This window comes from Mycolicibacter minnesotensis (genome assembly GCF_010731755.1).
Taxonomy (GTDB): Bacteria; Actinomycetota; Actinomycetes; order Mycobacteriales; family Mycobacteriaceae; genus Mycobacterium; species Mycobacterium minnesotense.
This window is the reverse complement of record NZ_AP022589.1, coordinates 587,467-608,714: the sequence shown is the minus strand read 5'-3', so window position 1 is coordinate 608,714 and position 21,248 is coordinate 587,467. Positions and strand designations below refer to the sequence as shown.

Sequence of the window (21,248 nt, the reverse complement as noted above, 5' to 3'; positions counted from 1 at the left end):
GCTGCGCTATCCGCCGAGTTGTTCCAGCTTTGCCTTGACCTCGCGACCAGTCGGGTTGGTCAGGGTGGAGCCGTCGGGGAAACGCAGCGTCGGCACCGTGCGGTTGCCGCCGTTGGCCGTGCTGACGAACTCCGCTGCGGTTGGGTCCAGCTCGATGTCGATCTCCTCGTAAGGGATCTCAAGCTTCTTTAGCGACGCCTTGAGCTGTCGGCAGTAGCCACACCATTGGGTCGTGTACATGACGAGCTGGTTCATAACTGCCCAAACCTAATAGGTCGCCCGATGATTCCCGAATCGGAGTCCAAGGTCGTCGGGGGCGCCTGCCAAGATGGACGCCATGGATGCGCTCATCGCCGGGCTGGACGAGGAGCAGCGCGCTGCGGTGCTGGCGCCGCGCGGCCCGGTGTGCGTTCTGGCCGGAGCCGGCACGGGTAAGACCCGCACCATCACCCATCGGATCGCCCAGCTGGTCGCCGGCGGGCACGTCGCACCCGGACAGGTGCTGGCCGTCACCTTCACCCAGCGTGCCGCAGGGGAGATGCGGTCGCGGCTGCGGGCACTGGGTTCAGCGGCCGGTGCGGGGGCGGCGTCCGGGGTCGGCGGAGTGCAGGCGTTGACGTTCCACGCCGCCGCCCGCCGGCAGCTGCGTTACTTCTGGCCGCGGGTGGTCGGCGATACCGGCTGGGAGTTGTTGGATCGCAAGTTCGGGGTGGTTGCCCGCGCCGCCGGTCATGCCGGCCTGCGGTTGAGCAACGACGACGTTCGTGACGTGGCCGGCGAGATCGAGTGGGCCAAGGCTTCCCTGATCGGGCCGGAGCAGTATCCCGAGGCGGTGGCCGCCGCCGGCCGCGACGCCCCGCTGGAGGCTGCGAAGTTGGCCGACGTCTACGCCGGCTACGAGGCACTGAAGGCCCGGGGCGAAGTGGCGATGCTGGACTTCGACGACCTGCTGCTGCACACCGCCGCCGCGATCGAGAACGACGCGGCGGTGGCCGCCGAATTTCGGGACCGCTACCGCTGCTTCGTGGTCGACGAATACCAGGATGTGACCCCGCTACAGCAGCGGGTGTTGACGGCCTGGCTGGGGCAGCGCGACGACCTGACCGTGGTGGGCGACGCCAACCAGACCATCTATTCGTTCACCGGGGCCTCGCCGCGTTACCTGCTGGATTTCACGCGTCAGTTTCCCGACGCTGCGTTGGTCCGACTGGAGCGCGACTACCGCTCCACTCCCGAGGTGGTGTCCCTGGCCAACCGGGTGATCGCCGCCGCACGGGGGCGCGTCGCCGGCAGCAAACTCAAGCTGATCGGCCAACGTGAATCCGGTCCCGCTCCCATTTTTCGGGAGCATCTCGACGAGGTGGCCGAGGCCAACGCTGTCGCCAAATCGATCGCCCGGCTGATCCACGACGGCACGCCGGCGGCCGAAATCGCGGTGCTGTACCGGATCAACGCCCAGTCGGAGGTCTATGAGGAGGCTCTGACCGAGGCCGGCATCGCCTATCAGGTCCGGGGTGGAGAGGGCTTCTTCACCCGCCAGGAGATCCGTCAGGCGCTGGTTGCCCTGCAGCGGGCCGCGGAAAGGGGTGCCGGCGGGACGCTGCCCGAAATCGTGCGTGGCGTCCTGGAACCGCTCGGCCTGACCACCGAACCACCCAGCGGGGCCAAGGCGCGCGAACGCTGGGAGGCCCTGGGGGCGCTGGCCGAACTCGTCGACGACGAGGTGGCCCAACGCCCCGAGCTGGACCTGCCGGCGCTGCTGGTCGAACTGCGGATGCGCGCCGACTCCCGGCATCCTCCGACAGTGCAAGGTGTCACCCTGGCCTCCTTGCACGCCGCCAAGGGCCTGGAGTGGGACGCCGTGTTCTTGGTGGGCCTGGCCGATGGCACGCTGCCCATCTCGCATGCCCTGGCCCACGGCGCGGACAGTGAGGCTGTCGAAGAGGAACGCCGACTGCTCTATGTGGGCGTCACCCGGGCTCGGATCCACCTGACCCTGAGCTGGGCGCTGGCCCGCGCCCCGGGCGGGCGGGCAGGCCGCAAACCCTCGCGATTCCTCAGCGGTATTGCCCCGCAGGCCGACGCCGCCGCCACCCCCGCCAAGCGCCGGGCCCGCGGCGCACCGAAACACTGCCGCATCTGCAGCAAGGTGCTGGCCACCCCCGCGGCCATCATGCTCAACCGGTGTGAGACGTGCGCGGCCGAGGTGGACACCGAGTTGCTGGTGGCGCTCAAGGACTGGCGGTTGCGTACCGCCACCGAGCTGAAAGTGCCCGCCTACATCGTCTTTTCCGATAACACGTTGACCGCGATCGCTGAGATGCTGCCCGGCGATGAGGCCGCCCTGGTGGCGATTCCGGGCATTGGCGCGCGCAAGCTGGAGCAGTTCGGCCCCGATGTGCTGGAGCTGGTCCGCAACCGCAGTTGAGCCGCCGCCGGAAGTAATTCGGTTGTGGGCTGGCGGGGCCAGCGGCTACCCTCGGATGCCATGACCACGATCAGCTTGCTGCGGGTACGCCCGGCCGGCGCGCGCCATGCCGCCGCTGCGCAGGCGGCGGTGCGTCACGCAGCCGTCGCCGTAGCCGCCGCGTCCGTGTATCGGGGTTCGCCCTAGGGCTCCTTGCCCAGCCATATCGATGGCCACGGACCGACCAGGATCCGTGGCCATTTTTCTTTCCTCGGCAGCCCGCCGACCGGCCCGGATCGAACACCACGAACCGACCGGAAAGCAGGTACACCATGTCGAGAACATTGAAATTGCCGTGTCACAGCGATCCCGACCTGTGGTTCGCCGAGGATCCCGCCGATTTGGAGCGGGCCAAGGCGCGGTGCGCGCAGTGTCCGATCCGTCAGCAGTGCCTGTCAGCGGCGTTGCAGCGCGGCGAGCCGTGGGGGGTGTGGGGCGGCGAGATCCTCGATCGCGGCAGCGTCATCGGCAGCAAACGCTCGCGGGGCCGCCCACGTAAGCAACCCCTCGCCGCCTGAGTGAGCCCTAGACGGGGTCGGCCGAGAGTTCGGGGTTGGCGAAGCCCGGCACCAGTTCCTCGGAGATCCTCCGGATCGGAACGTGGGCGTCGAGCTGGCACATGATCGCGGTGGTGGACCCGAGCACCCGCATGGGCATCGCCAGCTTGGGCGGCAGATCCAGTTGGCGGGCGGTCTTGAGCTGCTCGACCGGACGCTCCAACTGCTTGCCTGCGATCCGCATCAGCCATTTGCGGGTGTAGTGGAACACCTCGACCTCGACCGGTTCGACATGCTGGCGCAGCATCTCGTCGATCTCGCGTACGGAGACGGTCTGGCCTTTCTGGATGAAACCGCCGCGGCGCATGGTCGCGATGACGTTGTCGTAGTCCTTGTCCCGGGCATAGCGCACGGCCGCACCCAGTTCGGGGGGGAAGCCGCCGGGCATCGGTGCCACGGCACCGAAGTCAATCACGCCCATCCGCCCGTCCGGCATCAGCATGAAGTTGCCCGGGTGGGCGTCGCCGTGGATCAGCTCCAGGCGGCGCGCGGCATCCCAGGTGAACTCGGCCAGTCGGGTGCCCATCAGGTCACGCTGCTCGACGGTTCCGTTGCGGATGATCTCGCCCATGCCGACGCCGTCGATCCATTCCTGGATCACCGTCTTGGGGGCGCTGGCCACCACGTTGGGAATGAGGAAGTGCGGGTGGCCGGCGTAGGCCTTGGCGAAGATGCGCTGGTTGTCGGCTTCGAGCCGGTAGTCCAGCTCCATCTCGGTGCGTTCGATCAACTCGTCGACGACGCCCTTGACGTCCACGCCGGGTGCCAACTGCTTGAAGACGCTGGTCAACCGGCGAATCGTCTTCAGGTCCGCGCGCAGCGCCTCGTCGGCGCCGGGGTACTGGATCTTCACGGCCACCGGGCGGCCGTCGGCCCACACGGCCTTGTGCACCTGCCCGATGCTGGCCGAGGCGATCGGGGTGTCGTCGAACTCGGTGAACCGCTCCCGCCACTTGGTGCCCAGCTGCCCGTCGAGCACGCGGTGCACCTTGTCCGCGGGCAGCGGGGGCGCATCCTTCTGCAGTTTGGTCAGCGCTTCCCGGTAGGGCTCGCCGAACTGTTCGGGGATGGCCGCTTCCATCACCGACAGCGCTTGGCCGACTTTCATGGCGCCGCCTTTGAGCTCACCCAGGACGGTGAACAACTGGTCGGCGGCCTTCTCCATGAGCTCGGCGGTGACATCGTCCTTGGACTTGCCGGTCAGCCGCTTCCCGAACCCGAGTGCCGCCCGGCCGGCAAAGCCGACGGGCAGGCTGGCCAGCTTCGCATTGCGCGCCGCGCTACCGCGTTTGATCTCCGACACGTGTCCATCATCCACGATGTCGTTGTGGTGCCGGTCACCGCGTTGACAATTTCTCGGTGGCGCAGGCCGACCTAGCAGCTGCACAGGGGGTGTCGAACCCATCTGCGGGTCACGATTGAGCCGGTGGCCAGTTCCACTTCCAGGGTGGCGTTCAGAGTCGCGGGAGCCGTCGTGTCTGGCTCGGCCGCTCCACGCACGGCGACGATCACCTGTTCGATCTGACTCAGTGCCAGCGCAACTGTCGCCAGGATCGTGGCCCGGTCGGCGTGGGTGACGGTGTGGCGCAGCTGGGCGGCCACCGCCGGCCATGCGGAGTCCCTGTCGCGCCGGTGCAGGTCGGCGCATCCTAGGCAGCTGGTGACTCCGGGCAGAACCAGCGGGCCGATGATTCCGGTTCCATCACGCACTCGCACCGGCAGGTGCGGCACCCGCTCGGCGTGCAGTTCGCGCACCAGCCGCGGATCGGTGACCAGGTAGTCCGACAGCACCACCAGGTCGGTTCCGGTGTGGCGGACTGCCGCATGCGGGTGACTGCTGCGCCGAACCACAGCGCTCGAACAGCGCAGCGACTCGACCAGTAGGTCCGACAGGGGGCCACGGCCGTGCACCCGCAGCGACACCGTGCGGCACCGGCGTCCGGTGACGTGGCTGCGGACGGCGACCCGCGCCGCCACCAGCGCGGCCAGCAGATCGTCGAGCTCGGCGGTGTCGACCGGGCCGTGCCGGGCGGCTTCGCCGCGCAGCGCGGTGATGGTGGTCGGGATCTGCATCGATCGCAAGACGGTGGCGAGCGCGGCCGGAGTCAGGCCGCGCGGCGGCTGGACCAGCACAGCCCGCCGCGGATCCCAGCCGACCTGGACTACACCGTCGGGGCGTAACAGCACCGGCAGTGCCGGGTCCAGGGTGTAGGAATCGTTCGCCACGTGTTGACCCTGGCATGGCCGGTGCCGCCGCCCCTGCCGTTATCCACAGCGGTGTGGTGTGAGGGTCAGGCGTCGTCGGTGTTGCCGGCCTCGCGCTGGAACTCCGCGATCGCCTGGTCGATGGCCGAGTCCACGTCGCTGGACCCACCGAGGATCCGGTCGATGAACGCGGCCGGGTCGTCGAGATCGGAGGCCTCGGGCAGCAGATCGGGGTGCTGCCACACCTTGTCGCGGGCGTCGGCCCCCACCGCCTCGGTGAGCCGTTCCCAGAGCACCGCGGCCTCGCGCAGCTTGCGTGGGCGTAGTTCCAGGCCGACCAGGGTCGCGAAGGTCTGCTCGGCTGGGCCGCCGGTGGCACGGCGGCGGCGCAGCATCTCCGAGAGTGCGGCGGTGCCGGGGATCCGTTCGCCCAGCGCCGCGTTGACCACGGTCTGTACCCAGCCCTCGATGAGGGCCAGCAGGGTCTCCAGCCGTTCCAGTGCGGCGAGTTGCTCCGGGGTGGATTTGGGTTCGAACACACCCTGGTTGAGCAGTTCGTTCATCGCAGTCGGATCGGTCATCGCTGCCGGGTCGAAGCCCTGAGCCAGTTCCTCGATGCCCCGGATGTCGATTTTCATGCCCCGGGCGTAGGCCTCGACGGCACTGAGCAGCTGATGGGACAACCACGGAACGTGGGTGAAGAGCCGGTGGTGGGCGGCTTCACGCGCGGCCAGGAAGGTGACGATCGCACTGCGCGGCTGGTCCAGCCCGCCGGCCAACTCCTCGATGGCACCGGGCATCAGGACGGCGATCCCGCTCGGTCCCAGCGGAAGCCCGATATCGGTGGAGGTCAGGACCTCCCCGGACATCCGGCCAAGCGCCTGGCCCAACTGCGAACCGAACGCCAATCCACCCATCTGCGACATCACCGACAGCAGCGGACCGGCCATGCTCTTGGCCTCTTCCGGCAGCGCCGTCGCCCACACCGAAGACACCTGTTCGGCCATCGGGTCGCACAACCGCTGCCAGGTGCTCATGGTGTGCTCGACCCAGTCCACAGGGGTCCAGGCCGCCGCACTGGTGGTGCCGGCCGGCAGCGAGGTGGCACCGTCCAGCCAGGTCTCGGCCAGATGCACGGCGTCGCTGACGGCGGTCGCGGTCGACGCGGTGACGGGCGAGACCGAACCGATCGACTTGGTCGCGACCTGTCGCGCCAGGTCGTAGTTCACCGGTCCCGCGGGGCTGCCGTCGGATTTCATGCGTCCGGCGCCGCTGAACATCTGCCCGAGCTGGGTGAAGACCTGGCCCAGATCGGCCATGTTGAAACCGGCGCCCATGCCGAAGGGGTCGGTGGGGCCAGAGCTTCGTTCGCGGTCGGGGTCATCCCCGGAAGAGAACCCGAAGGGCAGATCAGCCATAGATACAACCGTACCCACCGGCAACCTCCTGCGGAACGACACGCGCCCACCGGTGGTCGGGCCGTCACCACCTTGGTGGGGGCCGTTTACCATACGCGGGGTGAACAGGCGGATTCTGACGCTGTTGGCGGCCCTGCTGCCGGTGGTCGCGTTCGGCGTACTACTGACGGCCGTGACCGTGCCCTTCGTGTCGCTGGGTCCGGGGCCGACGTTCGACACCCTCGGCATGATCGAGGGCAAGCAGGTGGTCGACATCGAGGGAACCTCCACCCACCCCACCACCGGTCACCTGAACATGACCACGGTGGCCCAGCGCGACGGCCTGACGCTGGGGGAGGCGCTGGCCCTGTGGTTGTCTGGGCGCGAGCAGCTCATGCCCCGTGACCTGGTCTATCCGCCAGGGAAGTCGCGTCAGGAAGTCGACGACAACAACGACGCCGAGTTCCGGGCGTCTGAGCGCAGTGCCGAGTACGCCGCGCTGGGTTACCTGCGCTACCCGTCGGCGGTCACCCTCGCCGACGTCCAGGACCCGGGGCCGTCCGCGGGAGCGCTGCAACGCGGCGACGCCGTGGACGCCGTCAACGGCGAACCGGTCTACACCGTGCAACAGTTCACCGCCCGGCTGGCCGACACCAAGCCGGGCCAGACCGTGGTCCTCGACTATCGACGCAAGAACGCCGCGCCCGGTACTGCGCGGATTACGCTCGGAGAGAACAAGGACCGCCCCAACGGATTCCTGGGCGTGTCCGTCCTGGATGCGCCGTGGGCGCCGTTCACGGTCGACTTCAACCTGGCCAACATCGGCGGGCCTTCGGCGGGCTTGATGTTCTCTCTGGCCGTCGTCGACAAGCTGACGACCGGCACCCTGGCGGGGCAGAATTTCGTGGCCGGTACCGGCGTGATCAAGGCCAATGGTGAGGTCGACTCGATCGGTGGCATCACCCACAAGATGGTGGCCGCCCGCGAGGCCGGGGCCACGGTCTTCCTGGTGCCTGCGGACAACTGCTACGAGGCCCGCTCCGACGACAAAGGGCTGCAGCTGGTCAAGGTCGACAGCCTCGCCCAGGCGGTCGGGGCGCTGCGCACCATCGCCGATGGAGGTCAGCCGCCCTCTTGCTGAGCCTGGAGTTGGCTACAGTGGGGCCGTCAGGGTCAACTGAGTCAACCGAGCTAGGGAGCGTGGCACGTGGGGATGCGGCCCACCGCGAGAATGCCGAAATTGACCGCCCGCAGTCGGATCATGGTCGGCAGCGCTTTCGTCGTCATCGCCCTGCTGTTGGTGGGGCCGCGGCTGATCGACGGCTACGTCGACTGGTTGTGGTTCGGCGAGCTGGGCTACCGCTCGGTGTTCGTCACGACCTTGCTCACTCGGCTGATCGCGTTCGTCGCGGTGTCACTGGTCGTCGGCGGACTCGTCTTCGCCGCGATGGCCATGGCCTTTCGGGCCCGACCGGTCTTCGTCCCGAGCAACGGCGTCAACGACCCGGTGGCGCGCTATCGCACCACGGTCCTGTCGCGACTGCGGCTGGTGGGATTCGGTATCCCGGCCGCCGTCGGTGTGCTGTCGGGAATCGTCGCCCAGAGCTACTGGGTGCGCATCCAGCTGTTCCTGCGCGGCGGTGACTTCGGGATCACCGATCCGCAGTTCGGCAAAGACCTCGGTTTCTATGCCTTCGATCTGCCGTTCTACCGGCTGGTGGTCGGGCTGTTGCTGGCCACGTTGCTGCTGGCCACCATCGCGAACATCACGACGCACTACATCTTCGGTGGCATCCGGCTGTCGGGTCGCGCCGGTGCGCTGAGCCGCCCGGCGCGCATCCAGATGGTGAGCCTGATCGGCACCCTGGTGCTGCTCAAGGCCGCCGCCTACTGGCTGGACCGCTATGAGCTGCTCAGCCACACCCGCACCGGCAAGCCCTTCACCGGAGCCGGCTACACCGATATCAATGCCGTGTTGCCGGCCAAGATGATCCTGCTGGCGATCGCGCTGATCTGTGCGGTCGCGGTGTTTTCGGCGATCGTGCTGCGTGACTTGCAGATTCCGGCGATCGGCCTGGTGCTGCTGCTGCTGTCGTCGGTCGTGGTCGGCGCCGGATGGCCCCTGATCGTCGAACAGTTCAGCGTCAAGCCCAACGCCGCGCAGAAGGAGAGCGAGTACATCTCCCGCTCGATCGCGGCCACCCGGCAGGCCTACGGCCTGACCGAGGACGTCGTCACCTATCGGGACTATCGCGGTGATGCTCGTGCCACGGCCGCACAGATCGGTGCCGATGCGGCCACCACCTCCAACATCCGACTGCTGGACCCGACCATTGTCAGTCCGGCGTTCACCCAGTTCCAGCAGGGCAAGAACTTCTACTTCTTCCCCGACCAGCTCACCATCGATCGCTACCGCGACGACGACGGCCAGTTGCGTGACTATGTGGTGGCTGCCCGCGAACTCAATCCCGATCGGCTGATCGACAACCAGCGTGACTGGATCAACCGGCACACCGTTTTCACCCACGGCAACGGGTTCATCGCCTCGCCGGCCAACACCGTGCGCGGCATCGCCAACGACCCCAACCAGAACGGCGGCTACCCGGAGTTTCTGGCCAGCGTGGTGGGCGCCAACGGCGGCGTGGTGTCGCCGGGACCGGCCCGCCTCGACCAGCCGCGCGTCTACTACGGGCCGGTGATCGCCGACACTGTCGCCGACTACGCGATCGTCGGGCGCAATGGGACCGACCGTGAGTACGACTACGAGACCAACACCGAGACCAAGAACTACACCTACACCGGCAAGGGCGGTGTGGACGTAGGAAACTGGCTGGCCCGCAGCGTGTTCGCCGCGAAGTTCGCCGAGCGCAACTTCTTGTTCTCCAACGTGATCGGCGCCGACAGCAAGATCTTGTTCAACCGTGACCCCGCGGGCCGGGTCCAGGCGGTGGCGCCGTGGCTGACCACCGACTCCACGGTCTATCCGGCGATCGTCAACAAGCGCCTGGTGTGGATCATCGACGGCTACACCACTTTGGACAACTACCCCTATTCGGAATTGACGTCGCTGTCGTCGGCGACCATGGATTCCAAAGACGTGGAGTTCAACCGGCTGCTGCCGGACCGGCGGGTGTCCTACATCCGTAACTCGGTCAAGGCCACTGTCGACGCCTATGACGGCACCGTGAGTCTCTACGCCCAAGACGAGCAGGACCCGGTGCTGCGGGCCTGGATGAAGGTGTTCCCCGGCACGGTCAAGCCGAAGTCGGAGATCTCGCCCGAACTTGCCGAACATCTGCGCTACCCCGAAGACCTGTTCAAGGTGCAGCGGATGTTGCTGGCCAAGTACCACGTCAACGACCCGGTGACCTTCTTCTCCACGTCGGACTTCTGGGATGTGCCGTTGGATCCCAACCCGACCGCCAGCAGCTTCCAGCCGCCGTACTACATCGTCGCGAAAAACCTTGCCAAGGGCGATAATTCGGCGTCCTACCAGCTGACCAGCGCGATGAACCGGTTCAAGCGGGACTACTTGGCCGCCTACATCAGCGCCAGCTCGGATCCCGACACCTACGGCAAGATCACGGTGCTCACCATCCCCGGGCAGGTCAACGGGCCCAAGCTGGCCAACAACGCGATCACCACCGACACCACGGTCAGCCAGGACCTGGGCGTGATCGGACGGGACAACCAGAACCGCATCCGGTGGGGCAATCTGTTGACCCTGCCGATCGCCCAAGGTGGCCTGCTCTACGTCGAACCGGTCTATGCCTCCCCGGGTGCCAGTGACGCCTCCTCGTCGTATCCCCGCCTGATCCGGGTCGCGATGATGTACAACGACAAGATCGGCTACGGGCCGACGGTGTCTGACGCGCTCACCGGTCTGTTCGGGCCCGGGGCCGGCGCGGCGGCTACCGACATCGCGCCTACCGACACCGGCGCGGCGTCCCAAGGGGCGCCACCGGCGGCGGCTCCGCCCGTCGCTGCGGTGCCGACGCCTCCGGCCGCCGACGCAGCGCTGTCCCCGGCGAAGGCCACAGCGCTGCGGGAGGTTGAATCGGCGCTGAGCGCGGTCCGAGACACTCAGCATCGTGGGGACTTCGCGGCCTATGGTGCCGCGCTGCAACGCCTTGACGACGCCATAGCGAAGTTCAACAGCGCCAAGTAGTCATCTGGCCGCGGTCGGGCTGTGCTCGGCCGCGGCACCCAGGGCCGCGCGGGCCCGGGCATTCCAGTGGTGCCGGGGTGCCAGCGGCGACAGCTGACTCAACCGGACGAACTGGCGCAACGACCACCGGTCGACGGTGCTCACGGTGACTCCGGTGAGTTCGCGGGCCCGAGGGTGTTGCAGCGCGCGGAGGGCGGGCTGGGGGACGGTACGCATCCACCAATCGGTGGGGGCGAAGATCTGTTCGCGAAACGGCTCAAAATGCGGGCCGGCCGCCAGTTCGGTGCGGCAGTAGTCCTCGAAGTAGTCGAGGAAATCCGGCCAAGTCGCGGGCATCGGCCGGGTCGAGATTCCGTAGCGGCGATACCACGCGCAGCATTCTTGGTAGAGCTGCTCATGCTCGTCGGCGTCGAGCGGACGGATGAACGTGTTGACCATGAACACCAGGGACTCGACGTACGTGGCGTGCTGGAAGTGGAAGAGCTCGGGCGCCAGGGCATGGTATTTGCTCCCGGTACTGTCGACGCCCTTGACGTGCTCGTGGGCGAAGCGCATCTGGGGCCGCATGTCGACCTCGGTGTAGGCATAGTTGACGGCCGCTGTGACGGTGCGTCTCTTGTGCAGCCAGATGCGTTTTCGCATCAGCGCATGGTCGGTGATGCCGGCAGCGATGCCGGGATGCAGCAGCAGTAGGCAGACGGCCCTGGGCAAGACGAACAGAAACCGGCGGTCGGCCAGGAACTGCCACAGCAGGCTGTCGGGACCCAAGCCGTCGTCAGGTCGGGTCATGTTCAGCTCCGCGGGGTGTGCCGGCGCACGCGGTGCGCAAGGTCGACCATCAGCACACTGTAGTCGAAGGCGTTGCGGCCCAAGGCAGTTGTGAACGCTGCGAGCACGGCTGCGGGACGTCGGATTGGTGCCGCACGCAGGCGATTTGGTGCCCCGGCCGCTATTGGGTAACCTAGTGATTACCGACGCGGGGTGGAGCAGCTCGGTAGCTCGCTGGGCTCATAACCCAGAGGTCGCAGGTTCGAATCCTGTCCCCGCTACAAATGTGATGTCGCACGACATCGGAATAGCTCTGAACCTGCATTAGGTTCGGGGCTTTTTCGGGTTATTGGCCAGATTGTGTGTATGGCTGTCGGCGTGGGTTATAGGCCAAATTGTGTGTATGGCGTGCGGCGTGTCCTTGGTGTTAGGGGCGTGATCTGCCGGCCCAGCCGTGTTGGAGGCCGTTGCCGTCTTCCCAGCTGAAGTTGGTGCCCAGGACCGGGACGAGAGGTTCGTCATCGAGCAGTTCGACGGGGTGGTGTCGGGGTAGGTGGCGGTGTTCAGGGCGTACCAGGCTCCAGGGGTCTGCGGGTGTGGCGGTGAGGCTGTTGAGTTTCCATTCCGCTGCCCGGCGGGCGTGTTCGGTCGGCAGGCCGCGGTGAGTGCGGAACAGGTCTTTGAGGGCCCGGTTGGGTCCGCCTTCCAATGACGAAGTCGTGCGGGCCAGGGTTGGTCGACGGTGGTGAGGTCAGGGTCAATCCAGGTGAACAGTTGGCGGTTGCGGATCAGGGCACGGTAGAGGCCCGGGTCTTGCGGAGCTGTTGGTGGGTGTACCACCAGCGTTGGTGTTCGCTGATGCCGGCGGGGCGTTCGGTGTGGGCGCGGGCGATGGTGCGGTGCCGCAGAAACTGATCCCAGCGGGATTCCCAGGCGGCGTATTCGGTCATCCAGAACACCGCCTGGTCGAGATCGCGTACGTGCATCAATGCTTTTGTCAGGGCAAGGATTTCGCGGCCCGGTTCCAGTCGTGGGCGCAGGGTGTGGTGGCGGCGCACGGTCTGGAAGATGTGGAAGTAGCAGCGTTGGATACGGGTGGCCGGCCATTGGGCTCGCAGGGCCGCAGCTAGGCCGGTGCCGCCGTCGACGACGACCATGCGTGGGGTGGGTAGCCGGGTCAGGATCTGTTCCCAGGCGATTTTCTTCTCGCGGTCGCACCATTGCCAGTCCAGAACGTGGTGGCCGTCGGTGGCGATCAGCAGGCACCACGTTTGGAAGTAGGTGCCATCGAGGATCACCACTGGTGGAGCCACCGCCGGTGCCGGTGGGTGGGGCACTTCGACGCGCCAGCACCAGGCGGTGTCCCGGCGGAACGTGCGCGCACTGGTGGACAGCTGCTCGGGGCGTGCCCCGGTCAGCAACCACGCCAGGAACGCCCGCAGTTGCGCTTTGTCGGTGATGTCTGGGCGGGCCTGTGTGGTCGAGGCGCCGCAGGTGCGACACCGCCACCGCGTTCTTCCGGCCGACGTCGCGCCGTTCTTGACCAGCTTCGATCCACATACACCACAGGTCGGGGAATTACGAGCACCGGACACCGAACATGCTTTCAGAGCATGTTCAGACCCCCGTCACGCCAGGTCAACCCCCAGAAATCAGCCGATCTATACACACAATCTGGCCATTAACCCGGGTTAGGGGCGTGATCGTCCGGCCCAGCCGTGTTGGATGCCGTTGCCGTCGTCCCAGCTGAAGCTGGTGCCCATGACGGGGCCGAGGGGTTCGTCATCGAGTTGTTGGGCAGTGCGGTGTCGAGGCGGGTTCCGATGTTCGGGGCGTACCAGGGTCCAGGGGTCGCGGGGCGTTGCGGTGAGGCTGTTGAGCTTCCATTCCGCGGCGCGGCGGGCGTGGTCGACGGGCAGGCCGCGGTGGGCTCGGAAGAGGTCTTTGAGGGCTCGGTTGGGCCCGCCTTCGAGCGATGAGGTGGTGCGGGCCAGCGGATGGCCGGGGTTGGTCATGGCCGGGTCGATCCAGGTGAATAGGTGCTGGTTGCGGATCAGGTTGCGAAATAGTCCACGGGTTTTGCGTAGTTCGCGGTGGGTGTACCACCAGTTCTGACTTTCGGGGATTCCGGCCGGGCGTGGGACGTGAGCCCTCGGGTAACTGCGGTGGCGCAGGAAGTGATCCCAGCGGGCTTCCCAGGCTGCGTACTCGCCGAGCCAGGTGACGGCATGGTCGATGTCGGTGACGCGCATCAAAGCCTTTGTCAGGGAAAGTATTTCGCGGCCAGCCTCAAGACGCGGGCGTAGGGTGTGGTGGCGGCGCACGACTTGGAAGATATGGAAGTAGCAGCGCTGGATTCTGGTGGCGGGCCACTGCGCAGTCAGAGCGGAGTGCAATCCGGCGCCGCCGTCGACGACCGCCATGCGCGGAGCGGGTAGGCGTTGAAGGATCTGTTGCCAGGCGATCTTCTTTTCCCGGTCGCACCACTGCCAGTCCAGAACGTGGGCGCCGTCGGTGGCGATCAGTAGGCACCAGGACTGGAAGTAGGTGCCGTCGAGGATCACGACTTCAGGTGCGGTTGCCGGCGGTGGTGGCGGTGGGATTTCAATGCGCCAGCACCAGGCGGTGTCGCGGCGGAAGGTGCGGGGGCTACTGGCCAATTGCTCGGGGCGGGCGGTATCGAGCAGCCAGGACAGGAATGCGTTCAGTTGCGCCTTGGCGGTGATGTCGGGACGGGCCTGTGTCGTGGAGGCCCCGCAGGTGGTGCACCGCCACCGGATCCTTCCGGCTGAAGTGGTGCCGTTTTTGACCAGCTTGCAACCGCATACACCACAGGTCGGGGAATTGCGAGCACCAGACACTGAACATGCTTTCAAAGCAAGTTCAGACCCCCATCACCCGAGGTCAGGATGCAGAAATCGCCAGTTCTATACACACATTCTGGCCGTTAACCCGCAGAAACACCCGCTACCCGTCCTTGTCTAGCTTGCACAGTGTTGTCGGGGGTTTCCACTAGCCTGAGGTGACCCGAAACACCAGTAGATCGGCACAATGACCAGCCAAGAACTCCTGCAGAATGTCGTTGCGGCTCTCGAGTATCGCGACTCGAGTGGCTACGTCGACGGCAGTGCTGTGGAAACCAGTACGCGAGGGTTCATCTGGAGCGATCTTCGCCAGAAGTGCGGCGTTGACGCGGTGTACTTCAAGGGTGCAGTGCCGGTGGTGGCCTTCGCGGCTGCGGAGTCGCGAAGCGATGCCTTGGCAACGCAGCGGCGTTTATGGAACTACGGTCGTGTCCCGGTGCTGATTGCCACCACTGAGTCGGACGTTCTAGCCTTAAGTTGCAATACGGCAGGAACGGCCCTAGACCCAGATGCAGCGCTGCTTGCGCACGCTTCAGGGGGCCAGGATCTAGGACAGGTACTTGCAGACTTCACGCGATTCAGTGTCGAGTCTGGCCGCCTCATCAAGCGTCACCAGCGCCGGCTCGATAAGCACAATCGAGTTGACCAAGCTCTGCTTCGTAACCTCCGCGAACTCAGAGTGCGGCTCTTGGTAGCCGAGGTCCCTGAGGGAGACATTGAACCACTTCTTGGACGTTCTATCTTCATCCGATATCTAGAAGACCGTGGCATCCTCCGTACCGAGGATCTACTCGAACTCAATCAGCCCGCATCGTTCGTTTCGGCGCTCGGACAAGGCTGGCAGGCCGTCAGCTCATTTTTTGACGCGATGTCCGATCACTTCAATGGAGATGTCTTTCGACGGGGGGCGATTTCGAGGCCCGTAACGCAAGACGCGTTGAACGAGTTAAGTGACTTTTTTCGGGCCGCAGACCTCGCGTCCGGGCAGCAGTCTCTGTGGCCGTATGACTTTGCGATCATTCCTCCGGAGTTAATCAGCTCGATCTACGAGCAACTACTCTCAACGAACCAGAGGAGGGACGCGGCCTACTACACACCCAGGCATCTAGTCGATCTCGTCTTGGACGAACTTCTATCACCATCGTGGTGGTCTGGTGACACTCGCAGCATCCTCGATCCCGCATGCGGTTCCGGAATCTTCCTTACGGAAGCCTTCCGCCGGATCGTGCATCAGCGATCCGTAGGTCGCGAGGACACTGCATCCTTTGAAGAGCTCTCTGAGTTGTTGGTTGAGTCTGTTTACGGTATCGACAGGAACGCTGATGCGATCGGAGTGGCTGCGTTTGGCCTTTATCTTGCGCTCCTAGAGCACGTCGACCCTAGGACAGCTTGGTTAACCGCCCGACTTCCGAATCTCATCGGCAGCAATCTAGTCATTTCAGACTTTTTTGAATCAAATGTGTTGTCTTCGAGAAAGTTTGACGCGATCGCGGGAAATCCGCCGTGGCAGAGCCAACTTACGACCGCTGCGTCACAATTCCTTCAGGACCGTGAACGCACCGTTCCCGACCGGCAGATTGCGGTCGCATTCGTTTGGCGTGCTGCCGAGATGCTTAACAACGGGGGGCTAGTAGGACTTGTGCTCCCGTCGAAGACAATTCTTCACAACCGTGGAACAGCCGCCGACCGGTTTCGGCTCCAGTTCTTCTCCGAACTTGATGTTCGAACGATTATAGACCTCTCGCCCTTGCGTCGAGAGCTATTCGGCGCTGCATCAAGTCCGGCGGCAGTCGCCATCTTTGGCTACCGGGACACTCCGTCTGAAGCGGTCTTGCATGTCTCGCCGCGACGAACTCCGATCGCCCAGATTGCCGACGCCATCGCAATTCCGCACCAGAATATACGTCGCGTTCCGCGATCGGCTGCTCAGTCCGATCCCGCGATCTGGAAGCCGCTACTTTGGGGCGGGCCGGCAGACGTTGCGCTCGTCCGTCATCTCCGCGAAAGCTTCGTGTCTTTGCGGGCAACGGCAGACAAGAACGGCTGGAGCAACGGGCCGGGTTTTCAATCCTTCAAGAATGGCGACGAGAACGACGCCGCACACCTCGCTGACTATCCGTTCCTGCCAACGGATCAGCTGCAAGCCATGCGGCTCCCGAAGCAGCTGTCAGCACCAATCGAGCAGCCCGTGATGCACCGCCCCAGAAGGCTTGCAATCTACCTAGCCCCCCACGTCCTGATGCGGAAAGGATTTAGAGACTTCCCGGAGGCTTCTTTTGTACCGTATGACGTCACGTTTACCGATGGACTCTCTGCCATTGCCTCTGAGAATTCTTGGGACGGTGAGTTGCGGGCAATCTCAGGGATTCTGAATTCGTCAGTTGCGAGGTATTGGTTCCTGATGACTGCGAGTTCGTGGGGCGTCGAACGCGAACAGCTACATCACCGTGAGTGGATGAGTCTTCCGCTGCCGCCGCTGAGTGAAGCGCTGATCAAAGATATTGTCGCGGTCGTGGATGTGGCGGCGGGTGGCGAGCCTGAAGAGTCGTGGCGTCCGAAATTGAACTCGATCGTGGAGGAAGCATTCAGTTTGTCTCCGGTCGAACGCCAGGTGGTCACGGACTCGCTGACGATTCGTTGGTCAGAACTCCGCTTCGGATGGACTTCGCCGGCATATGCTGCGCCAACAGAATCACATCTTCATAGTTACGCCGCTGCTCTTCAGACGCATCTCAATGAACTTGAAGTTGGGCTCTGGGACGTCGCGATCACCCAGAGGGCACATGGTCTCGCGATGGTGTCGTGTCGGCAAAGAGACGATAATCCCAATTCTGGCGACGGAGAACCGAACTTCTCAATTGCTCAGCTTGTTCACGAAGACGCCCGACAAGAGCCCGTAGGGGTTTCGCCAGTGACCATCATTGAGCCCGAAGCGATCGTTCTGGACGGTAACTCCGTACACCTGGTCAAGCCAGATAGGTTGAGCTGCTGGATGATCAGCACTGCGCGTGACGAGGCTGCGAATGTCTTCAGCGCGCTGCTGACCGGGGAAGCCGTGGATCTCCAGGATGTCGATGCTTGAGAGAGCGCTAAGTCGCGTACAGGGAAAGGTGTCAAAGTCGCTTCAACAGCTTGCTGAGCGCAGATTCCCTGAGATGATCGAGGATCTGATGCTCGTAGCCCTGGGTAGCTGGGCAGATCACGACTGGCACACCTTCGACCGGCAGGAGGTGAATTGCACTGCTCAGCTTTATAGGTGGCTCAGAATCGCGAAGAGAGGCAGCCCGCAGTTCGTATACCTGAACGTTGAGCTTGAGTACCTGAACCTTACGCCCGCGATGCTGGCTGGAGAAGAATCGGTGGTTAACGCTCAGCGGCCAGATCTAAGCATCTCTATCGGAGAAACAGGCATTCACGTGGAGTGCAAGCGCTTACTGACTTCGGGACCCTGGTGTCATCACTACGTTCACAAAGGGATTCAGCGATTCGTAAGCTCATCCTATGGCGCGAATGAGCAGCAAGGCATGATGGTCGGGTACATACAGCAGGCGACGCTCGATGGGCTGCTCGGATCAGTCAACGGATTCGTCGAGGCCCATCCAATGATGGGAAGCGGCCATCAGCTCGCGACAGCTCAACCTCCTGCATCATACGGCTCACGCCATCGATCCCACCATGTGCGGACTTCCGACGTTCCGATTGATCTCAGTCACTATTGGGTGCTTCTGGGCGAATCCCTAACCCAGGCAGACTAACTCGTGAAGCACGCGAGCCGCTTCGCCTGAGCACGTCATCGACTTTAGGTCCGCAACTCAATCAGAATTGATCGTGGTACCGAACCTTTCCCCGATTAGGAACGCTGCCGCCTGTTCGGCAGCGTCTCTGTCGTCATTCTTGAGCACGTGAGCGTACGTTCGCAGAAAGAACCTGACGTCCGCGTCCCGATGCGCTCGCTCACGATCTGGGGATTCACTCCGTGAATCCCGTTTCGGTGTCGAGCCGATCTGCCGGGTGCTGACCGCACACGGCGTCAAGATCGCACCGAGCACCTACTACGACGCTCATGCCCGGGGCCGCTCGGCCCGGGCTGCCCGCGATGAGGATCTCAAACCCAAGATTCGGCAGGTGTTTGAGCGCAACTACGGCGTCTACGGTGCTCGCAAAGTGTGGCTGGCCCTCAACCGTGACGGTGTGGCGGTGGCCCGCTGCACCGTGGAACGGCTGATGCGGGACATGGGACTACGCGGTGCGCATCGGGGCAAGATGCGGCGCACGACAGTGCCTGACCCCCAAGGCGTTAGGGCCCGCGATCTGGTCCTGCGCCAATTCAACCCGCCCGCACCGAATCGGCTGTGGGTGGCCGACATGACTTATGTGTCGACCTGGTCAGGGTTCGTCTACGCCGCGTTCGTCATCGACGCGTACTCCCGACTGATCGTGGGGTGGCGCACTGCGACCACGATGACCAGCTCTGTGGCGCTCGATGCGATCGAGCACGCGATCTGGACCCGCCAACGAGATGGGATCAGCGACCTGACTGGCCTTGTGCAACATCACGACAGGGATCTCAGTACATCTCCATCGCCTACACCGCACGCCTGGCCGCAGCCGGGATCGACGCCTCGGTCGGCCGCGTCGGGGACAGCTACGACAACGCCGTCGCCGAAACCACCAACGGCCTCTACAAGACCGAACTGATCAAGCCCCGCGGCCCGTGACCACCATCGACCAGGTCGAAGTCGCCACCCTGGAATGGGTGGACTGGTTCAACCACCGCCGCATCAACAACTACTGCACCGACAGGCCACCGGCCGAATACGAAGCCGTCTACTACAGTCAGCACCGAACCCAGAAAACCGCCGAGTTCTCAAACCCGTGAGCGTCCGGACTCACCGGGGGGATTCAAACCGGTGGGATCCTGCGGTACGCAGCGGACCCATGCGCCGGACTGACCTGCACTTTTGGGACTTGGTGGGGTGTTAAAAATTCCCGGTGGCTAGCTCATAACCCAGAGGTCGCAGGTTCGAATCCTGTCCCCGCTACAAATGCGGTGTCGCAAGACATCGGAAGATCCGCGGACCTATTCAGGTCCGCGGATTTTTTCGATTTGGGGGCCATACTCGGTCCGTGGGTTAATGGCCAGATTGTGTGTATAGATCGGCTGATTTCTGGGGGTTGACCTGGCGTGACGGGGGTCTGAACATGCTCTGAAAGCATGTTCGGTGTCCGGTGCTCGTAATTCCCCGACCTGTGGTGTATGTGGATCGAAGCTGGTCAAGAACGGCGCGACGTCGGCCGGAAGAACGCGGTGGCGGTGTCGCACCTGCGGCGCCTCGACCACACAGGCCCGCCCAGACATCACCGACAAAGCGCAACTGCGGGCGTTCCTGGCGTGGTTGCTGACCGGGGCACGCCCCGAGCAGCTGTCCACCAGTGCGCGCACGTTCCGCCGGGACACCGCCTGGTGCTGGCGCGTCGAAGTGCCCCACCCACCGGCACCGGCGGTGGCTCCACCAGTGGTGATCCTCGATGGCACCTACTTCCAAACGTGGTGCCTGCTGATCGCCACCGACGGCCACCACGTTCTGGACTGGCAATGGTGCGACCGCGAGAAGAAAATCGCCTGGGAACAGATCCTGACCCGGCTACCCACCCCACGCATGGTCGTCGTCGACGGCGGCACCGGCCTAGCTGCGGCCCTGCGAGCCCAATGGCCGGCCACCCGTATCCAACGCTGCTACTTCCACATCTTCCAGACCGTGCGCCGCCACCACACCCTGCGCCCACGACTGGAACCGGGCCGCGAAATCCTTGCCCTGACAAAAGCATTGATGCACGTACGCGATCTCGACCAGGCGGTGTTCTGGATGACCGAATACGCCGCCTGGGAATCCCGCTGGGATCAGTTTCTGCGGCACCGCACCATCGCCCGCGCCCACACCGAACGCCCCGCCGGCATCAGCGAACACCAACGCTGGTGGTACACCCACCAACAGCTCCGCAAGACCCGGGGCCTCTACCGTGCCCTGATCCGCAACCGCCAACTGTTCACCTGGATTGACCCTGACCTCACCACCGTCGACCAACCCCTGGCCCGCACGACTTCGTCATTGGAAGGCGGACCCAACCGGGCCCTCAAAGACCTGTTCCGCACTCACCGCGGCCTGCCGACCGAACACGCCCGCCGGGCAGCGGAATGGAAACTCAACAGCCTCACCGCCACACCCGCAGACCCCTGGAGCCTGGTACGCCCTGAACACCGCCACCTACCCCGACACCACCCCGTCGAACTGCTCGATGACGAACCTCTCGTCCCGGTCCTGGGCACCAACTTCAGCTGGGAAGACGGCAACGGCCTCCAACACGGCTGGGCCGGCAGATCACGCCCCTAACACCAAGGACACGCCGCACGCCATACACACAATTTGGCCTATAACCCCGGTCCGTACCGCCAAGTCCGCCCCGCCATGCAGAAGAGGCTGCCGCAGCTTTCGCTGCGACAGCCTCTTGAAGTCTGTGTGTTCGGTCAGATGACCGTAACGCCAACAGCCTGCGGACCCTTCGCGCCCTGTTCGACCTCGAACTGGACCCGAGCGTTCTCCTCGAGGGTGCGGAATCCGCTGCCACCGATCTCGGAGTAGTGGACGAAGACGTCAGCCGCTCCGCCATCGGGGGCGATGAAGCCGAAGCCCTTTTCGCCGTTGAACCATTTCACAGTGCCCTGTGCCATTTACTTTACTTCTTTCACTTTTCAAGCCCATCAAGCGATGATGTGCGTCACTGACGCTATCACGGCATACCAGAGCTTTCCTGTGAAATACA

Annotated in this window: 15 protein-coding genes, 1 tRNA gene and 2 pseudogenes; 10 read left to right on the top strand and 8 right to left on the bottom strand. The window is 64.5% G+C overall.

Annotated elements, in window-relative coordinates; all coding sequences use genetic code 11:
• Window positions 1-6: 6 nt before the first annotated feature.
• The gene (locus tag G6N09_RS03045) at window positions 7-255 is read right to left on the bottom strand and encodes a mycoredoxin (RefSeq protein WP_083027539.1); all 249 of its coding nucleotides are present in this window, start codon (window positions 253-255) and stop codon (window positions 7-9) included.
• A gap of 73 nt (window positions 256-328) precedes the next feature.
• On the opposite strand from G6N09_RS03045, the gene G6N09_RS03040 reads away from it, so the two are divergent.
• The 3 genes from G6N09_RS03040 to G6N09_RS03035 all read left to right on the top strand — a co-directional run bounded on the left by G6N09_RS03040 (window position 329) and on the right by G6N09_RS03035 (window position 2,985).
• On the top strand, window positions 329-2,428 hold the full coding sequence (locus G6N09_RS03040; RefSeq protein WP_083027538.1) for an ATP-dependent DNA helicase UvrD2: 2,100 nt from the start codon (window positions 329-331) through the stop codon (window positions 2,426-2,428).
• Window positions 2,429-2,488: 60 nt separating this feature from the next.
• On the top strand, window positions 2,489-2,614 hold the full coding sequence (locus G6N09_RS20210) for a hypothetical protein (RefSeq protein WP_264074673.1): 126 nt from the start codon (window positions 2,489-2,491) through the stop codon (window positions 2,612-2,614).
• Between the two features lie 125 nt (window positions 2,615-2,739).
• Window positions 2,740-2,985 carry a WhiB family transcriptional regulator gene (locus G6N09_RS03035; protein ID WP_083027537.1) on the top strand — a complete coding sequence of 82 codons (246 nt, stop codon included), beginning with the start codon at window positions 2,740-2,742 and terminating at the stop codon, window positions 2,983-2,985.
• A 7-nt stretch (window positions 2,986-2,992) separates the two neighbouring features.
• Here the strand turns inward: G6N09_RS03035 and G6N09_RS03030 are convergent, their stop codons facing one another.
• The 3 genes from G6N09_RS03030 to G6N09_RS03020 form a co-directional block, all read right to left on the bottom strand.
• Window positions 2,993-4,342 (bottom strand): macrolide-binding ATPase MABP-1, encoded by a 1,350-nt coding sequence (locus G6N09_RS03030; RefSeq protein ID WP_083027536.1) that lies wholly within the window; start codon window positions 4,340-4,342, stop codon window positions 2,993-2,995.
• A gap of 56 nt (window positions 4,343-4,398) precedes the next feature.
• Window positions 4,399-5,250, bottom strand: a complete 852-nt coding sequence (locus tag G6N09_RS03025) for a TOMM precursor leader peptide-binding protein (protein WP_179959867.1) — start codon at window positions 5,248-5,250, stop codon at window positions 4,399-4,401.
• Between the two features lie 65 nt (window positions 5,251-5,315).
• Window positions 5,316-6,647, bottom strand: coding sequence for a zinc-dependent metalloprotease (locus G6N09_RS03020; protein WP_083027535.1), 1,332 nt, complete (start codon window positions 6,645-6,647; stop codon window positions 5,316-5,318).
• 100 nt (window positions 6,648-6,747) lie between these two features.
• On the opposite strand from G6N09_RS03020, the gene G6N09_RS03015 reads away from it, so the two are divergent.
• Together G6N09_RS03015 and G6N09_RS03010 are read left to right on the top strand one after the other, a co-directional pair.
• On the top strand, window positions 6,748-7,767 hold the full coding sequence (locus G6N09_RS03015) for a YlbL family protein (protein WP_083027534.1): 1,020 nt from the start codon (window positions 6,748-6,750) through the stop codon (window positions 7,765-7,767).
• Between the two features lie 66 nt (window positions 7,768-7,833).
• Window positions 7,834-10,794, top strand: a complete 2,961-nt coding sequence (locus tag G6N09_RS03010) for a UPF0182 family protein (RefSeq protein ID WP_083027533.1) — start codon at window positions 7,834-7,836, stop codon at window positions 10,792-10,794.
• Here the strand turns inward: G6N09_RS03010 and G6N09_RS03005 are convergent, their stop codons facing one another.
• Window positions 10,795-11,583 (bottom strand): oxygenase MpaB family protein, encoded by a 789-nt coding sequence (locus G6N09_RS03005; protein ID WP_083027532.1) that lies wholly within the window; start codon window positions 11,581-11,583, stop codon window positions 10,795-10,797. It lies immediately after the preceding gene.
• A gap of 186 nt (window positions 11,584-11,769) precedes the next feature.
• On the opposite strand from G6N09_RS03005, the gene G6N09_RS03000 reads away from it, so the two are divergent.
• Window positions 11,770-11,843, top strand: a tRNA-Met gene (locus G6N09_RS03000).
• Window positions 11,844-11,989: 146 nt separating this feature from the next.
• On the opposite strand, the pseudogene G6N09_RS02995 reads toward G6N09_RS03000, so the two are convergent.
• Window positions 11,990-13,157 (bottom strand): annotated as a pseudogene (locus G6N09_RS02995) (IS1249 family transposase).
• 96 nt (window positions 13,158-13,253) lie between these two features.
• Window positions 13,254-14,423 (bottom strand): IS1249 family transposase, encoded by a 1,170-nt coding sequence (locus G6N09_RS02990; protein WP_083028018.1) that lies wholly within the window; start codon window positions 14,421-14,423, stop codon window positions 13,254-13,256.
• 190 nt (window positions 14,424-14,613) lie between these two features.
• Between G6N09_RS02990 and G6N09_RS02985 the strand changes: the two genes are divergently transcribed.
• The 4 genes and pseudogenes from G6N09_RS02985 to G6N09_RS02965 all read left to right on the top strand — a co-directional run bounded on the left by G6N09_RS02985 (window position 14,614) and on the right by G6N09_RS02965 (window position 20,818).
• Window positions 14,614-17,508 (top strand): HsdM family class I SAM-dependent methyltransferase, encoded by a 2,895-nt coding sequence (locus G6N09_RS02985; RefSeq protein ID WP_083028017.1) that lies wholly within the window; start codon window positions 14,614-14,616, stop codon window positions 17,506-17,508.
• 73 nt (window positions 17,509-17,581) lie between these two features.
• Window positions 17,582-18,181, top strand: coding sequence for a hypothetical protein (locus tag G6N09_RS02980; protein ID WP_133053110.1), 600 nt, complete (start codon window positions 17,582-17,584; stop codon window positions 18,179-18,181).
• 232 nt (window positions 18,182-18,413) lie between these two features.
• Window positions 18,414-19,305: pseudogene (locus G6N09_RS02975) on the top strand (IS3 family transposase); the annotation flags it as partial.
• A 343-nt stretch (window positions 19,306-19,648) separates the two neighbouring features.
• The gene (locus tag G6N09_RS02965; protein ID WP_083028026.1) at window positions 19,649-20,818 is read left to right on the top strand and encodes an IS1249 family transposase; all 1,170 of its coding nucleotides are present in this window, start codon (window positions 19,649-19,651) and stop codon (window positions 20,816-20,818) included.
• A 134-nt stretch (window positions 20,819-20,952) separates the two neighbouring features.
• Here G6N09_RS02965 and G6N09_RS02960 read toward each other — a convergent pair whose 3' ends face one another.
• Window positions 20,953-21,156 carry a cold-shock protein gene (locus tag G6N09_RS02960; RefSeq protein ID WP_083027826.1) on the bottom strand — a complete coding sequence of 68 codons (204 nt, stop codon included), beginning with the start codon at window positions 21,154-21,156 and terminating at the stop codon, window positions 20,953-20,955.
• Between the last annotated feature and the right edge of the window lie 92 nt (window positions 21,157-21,248).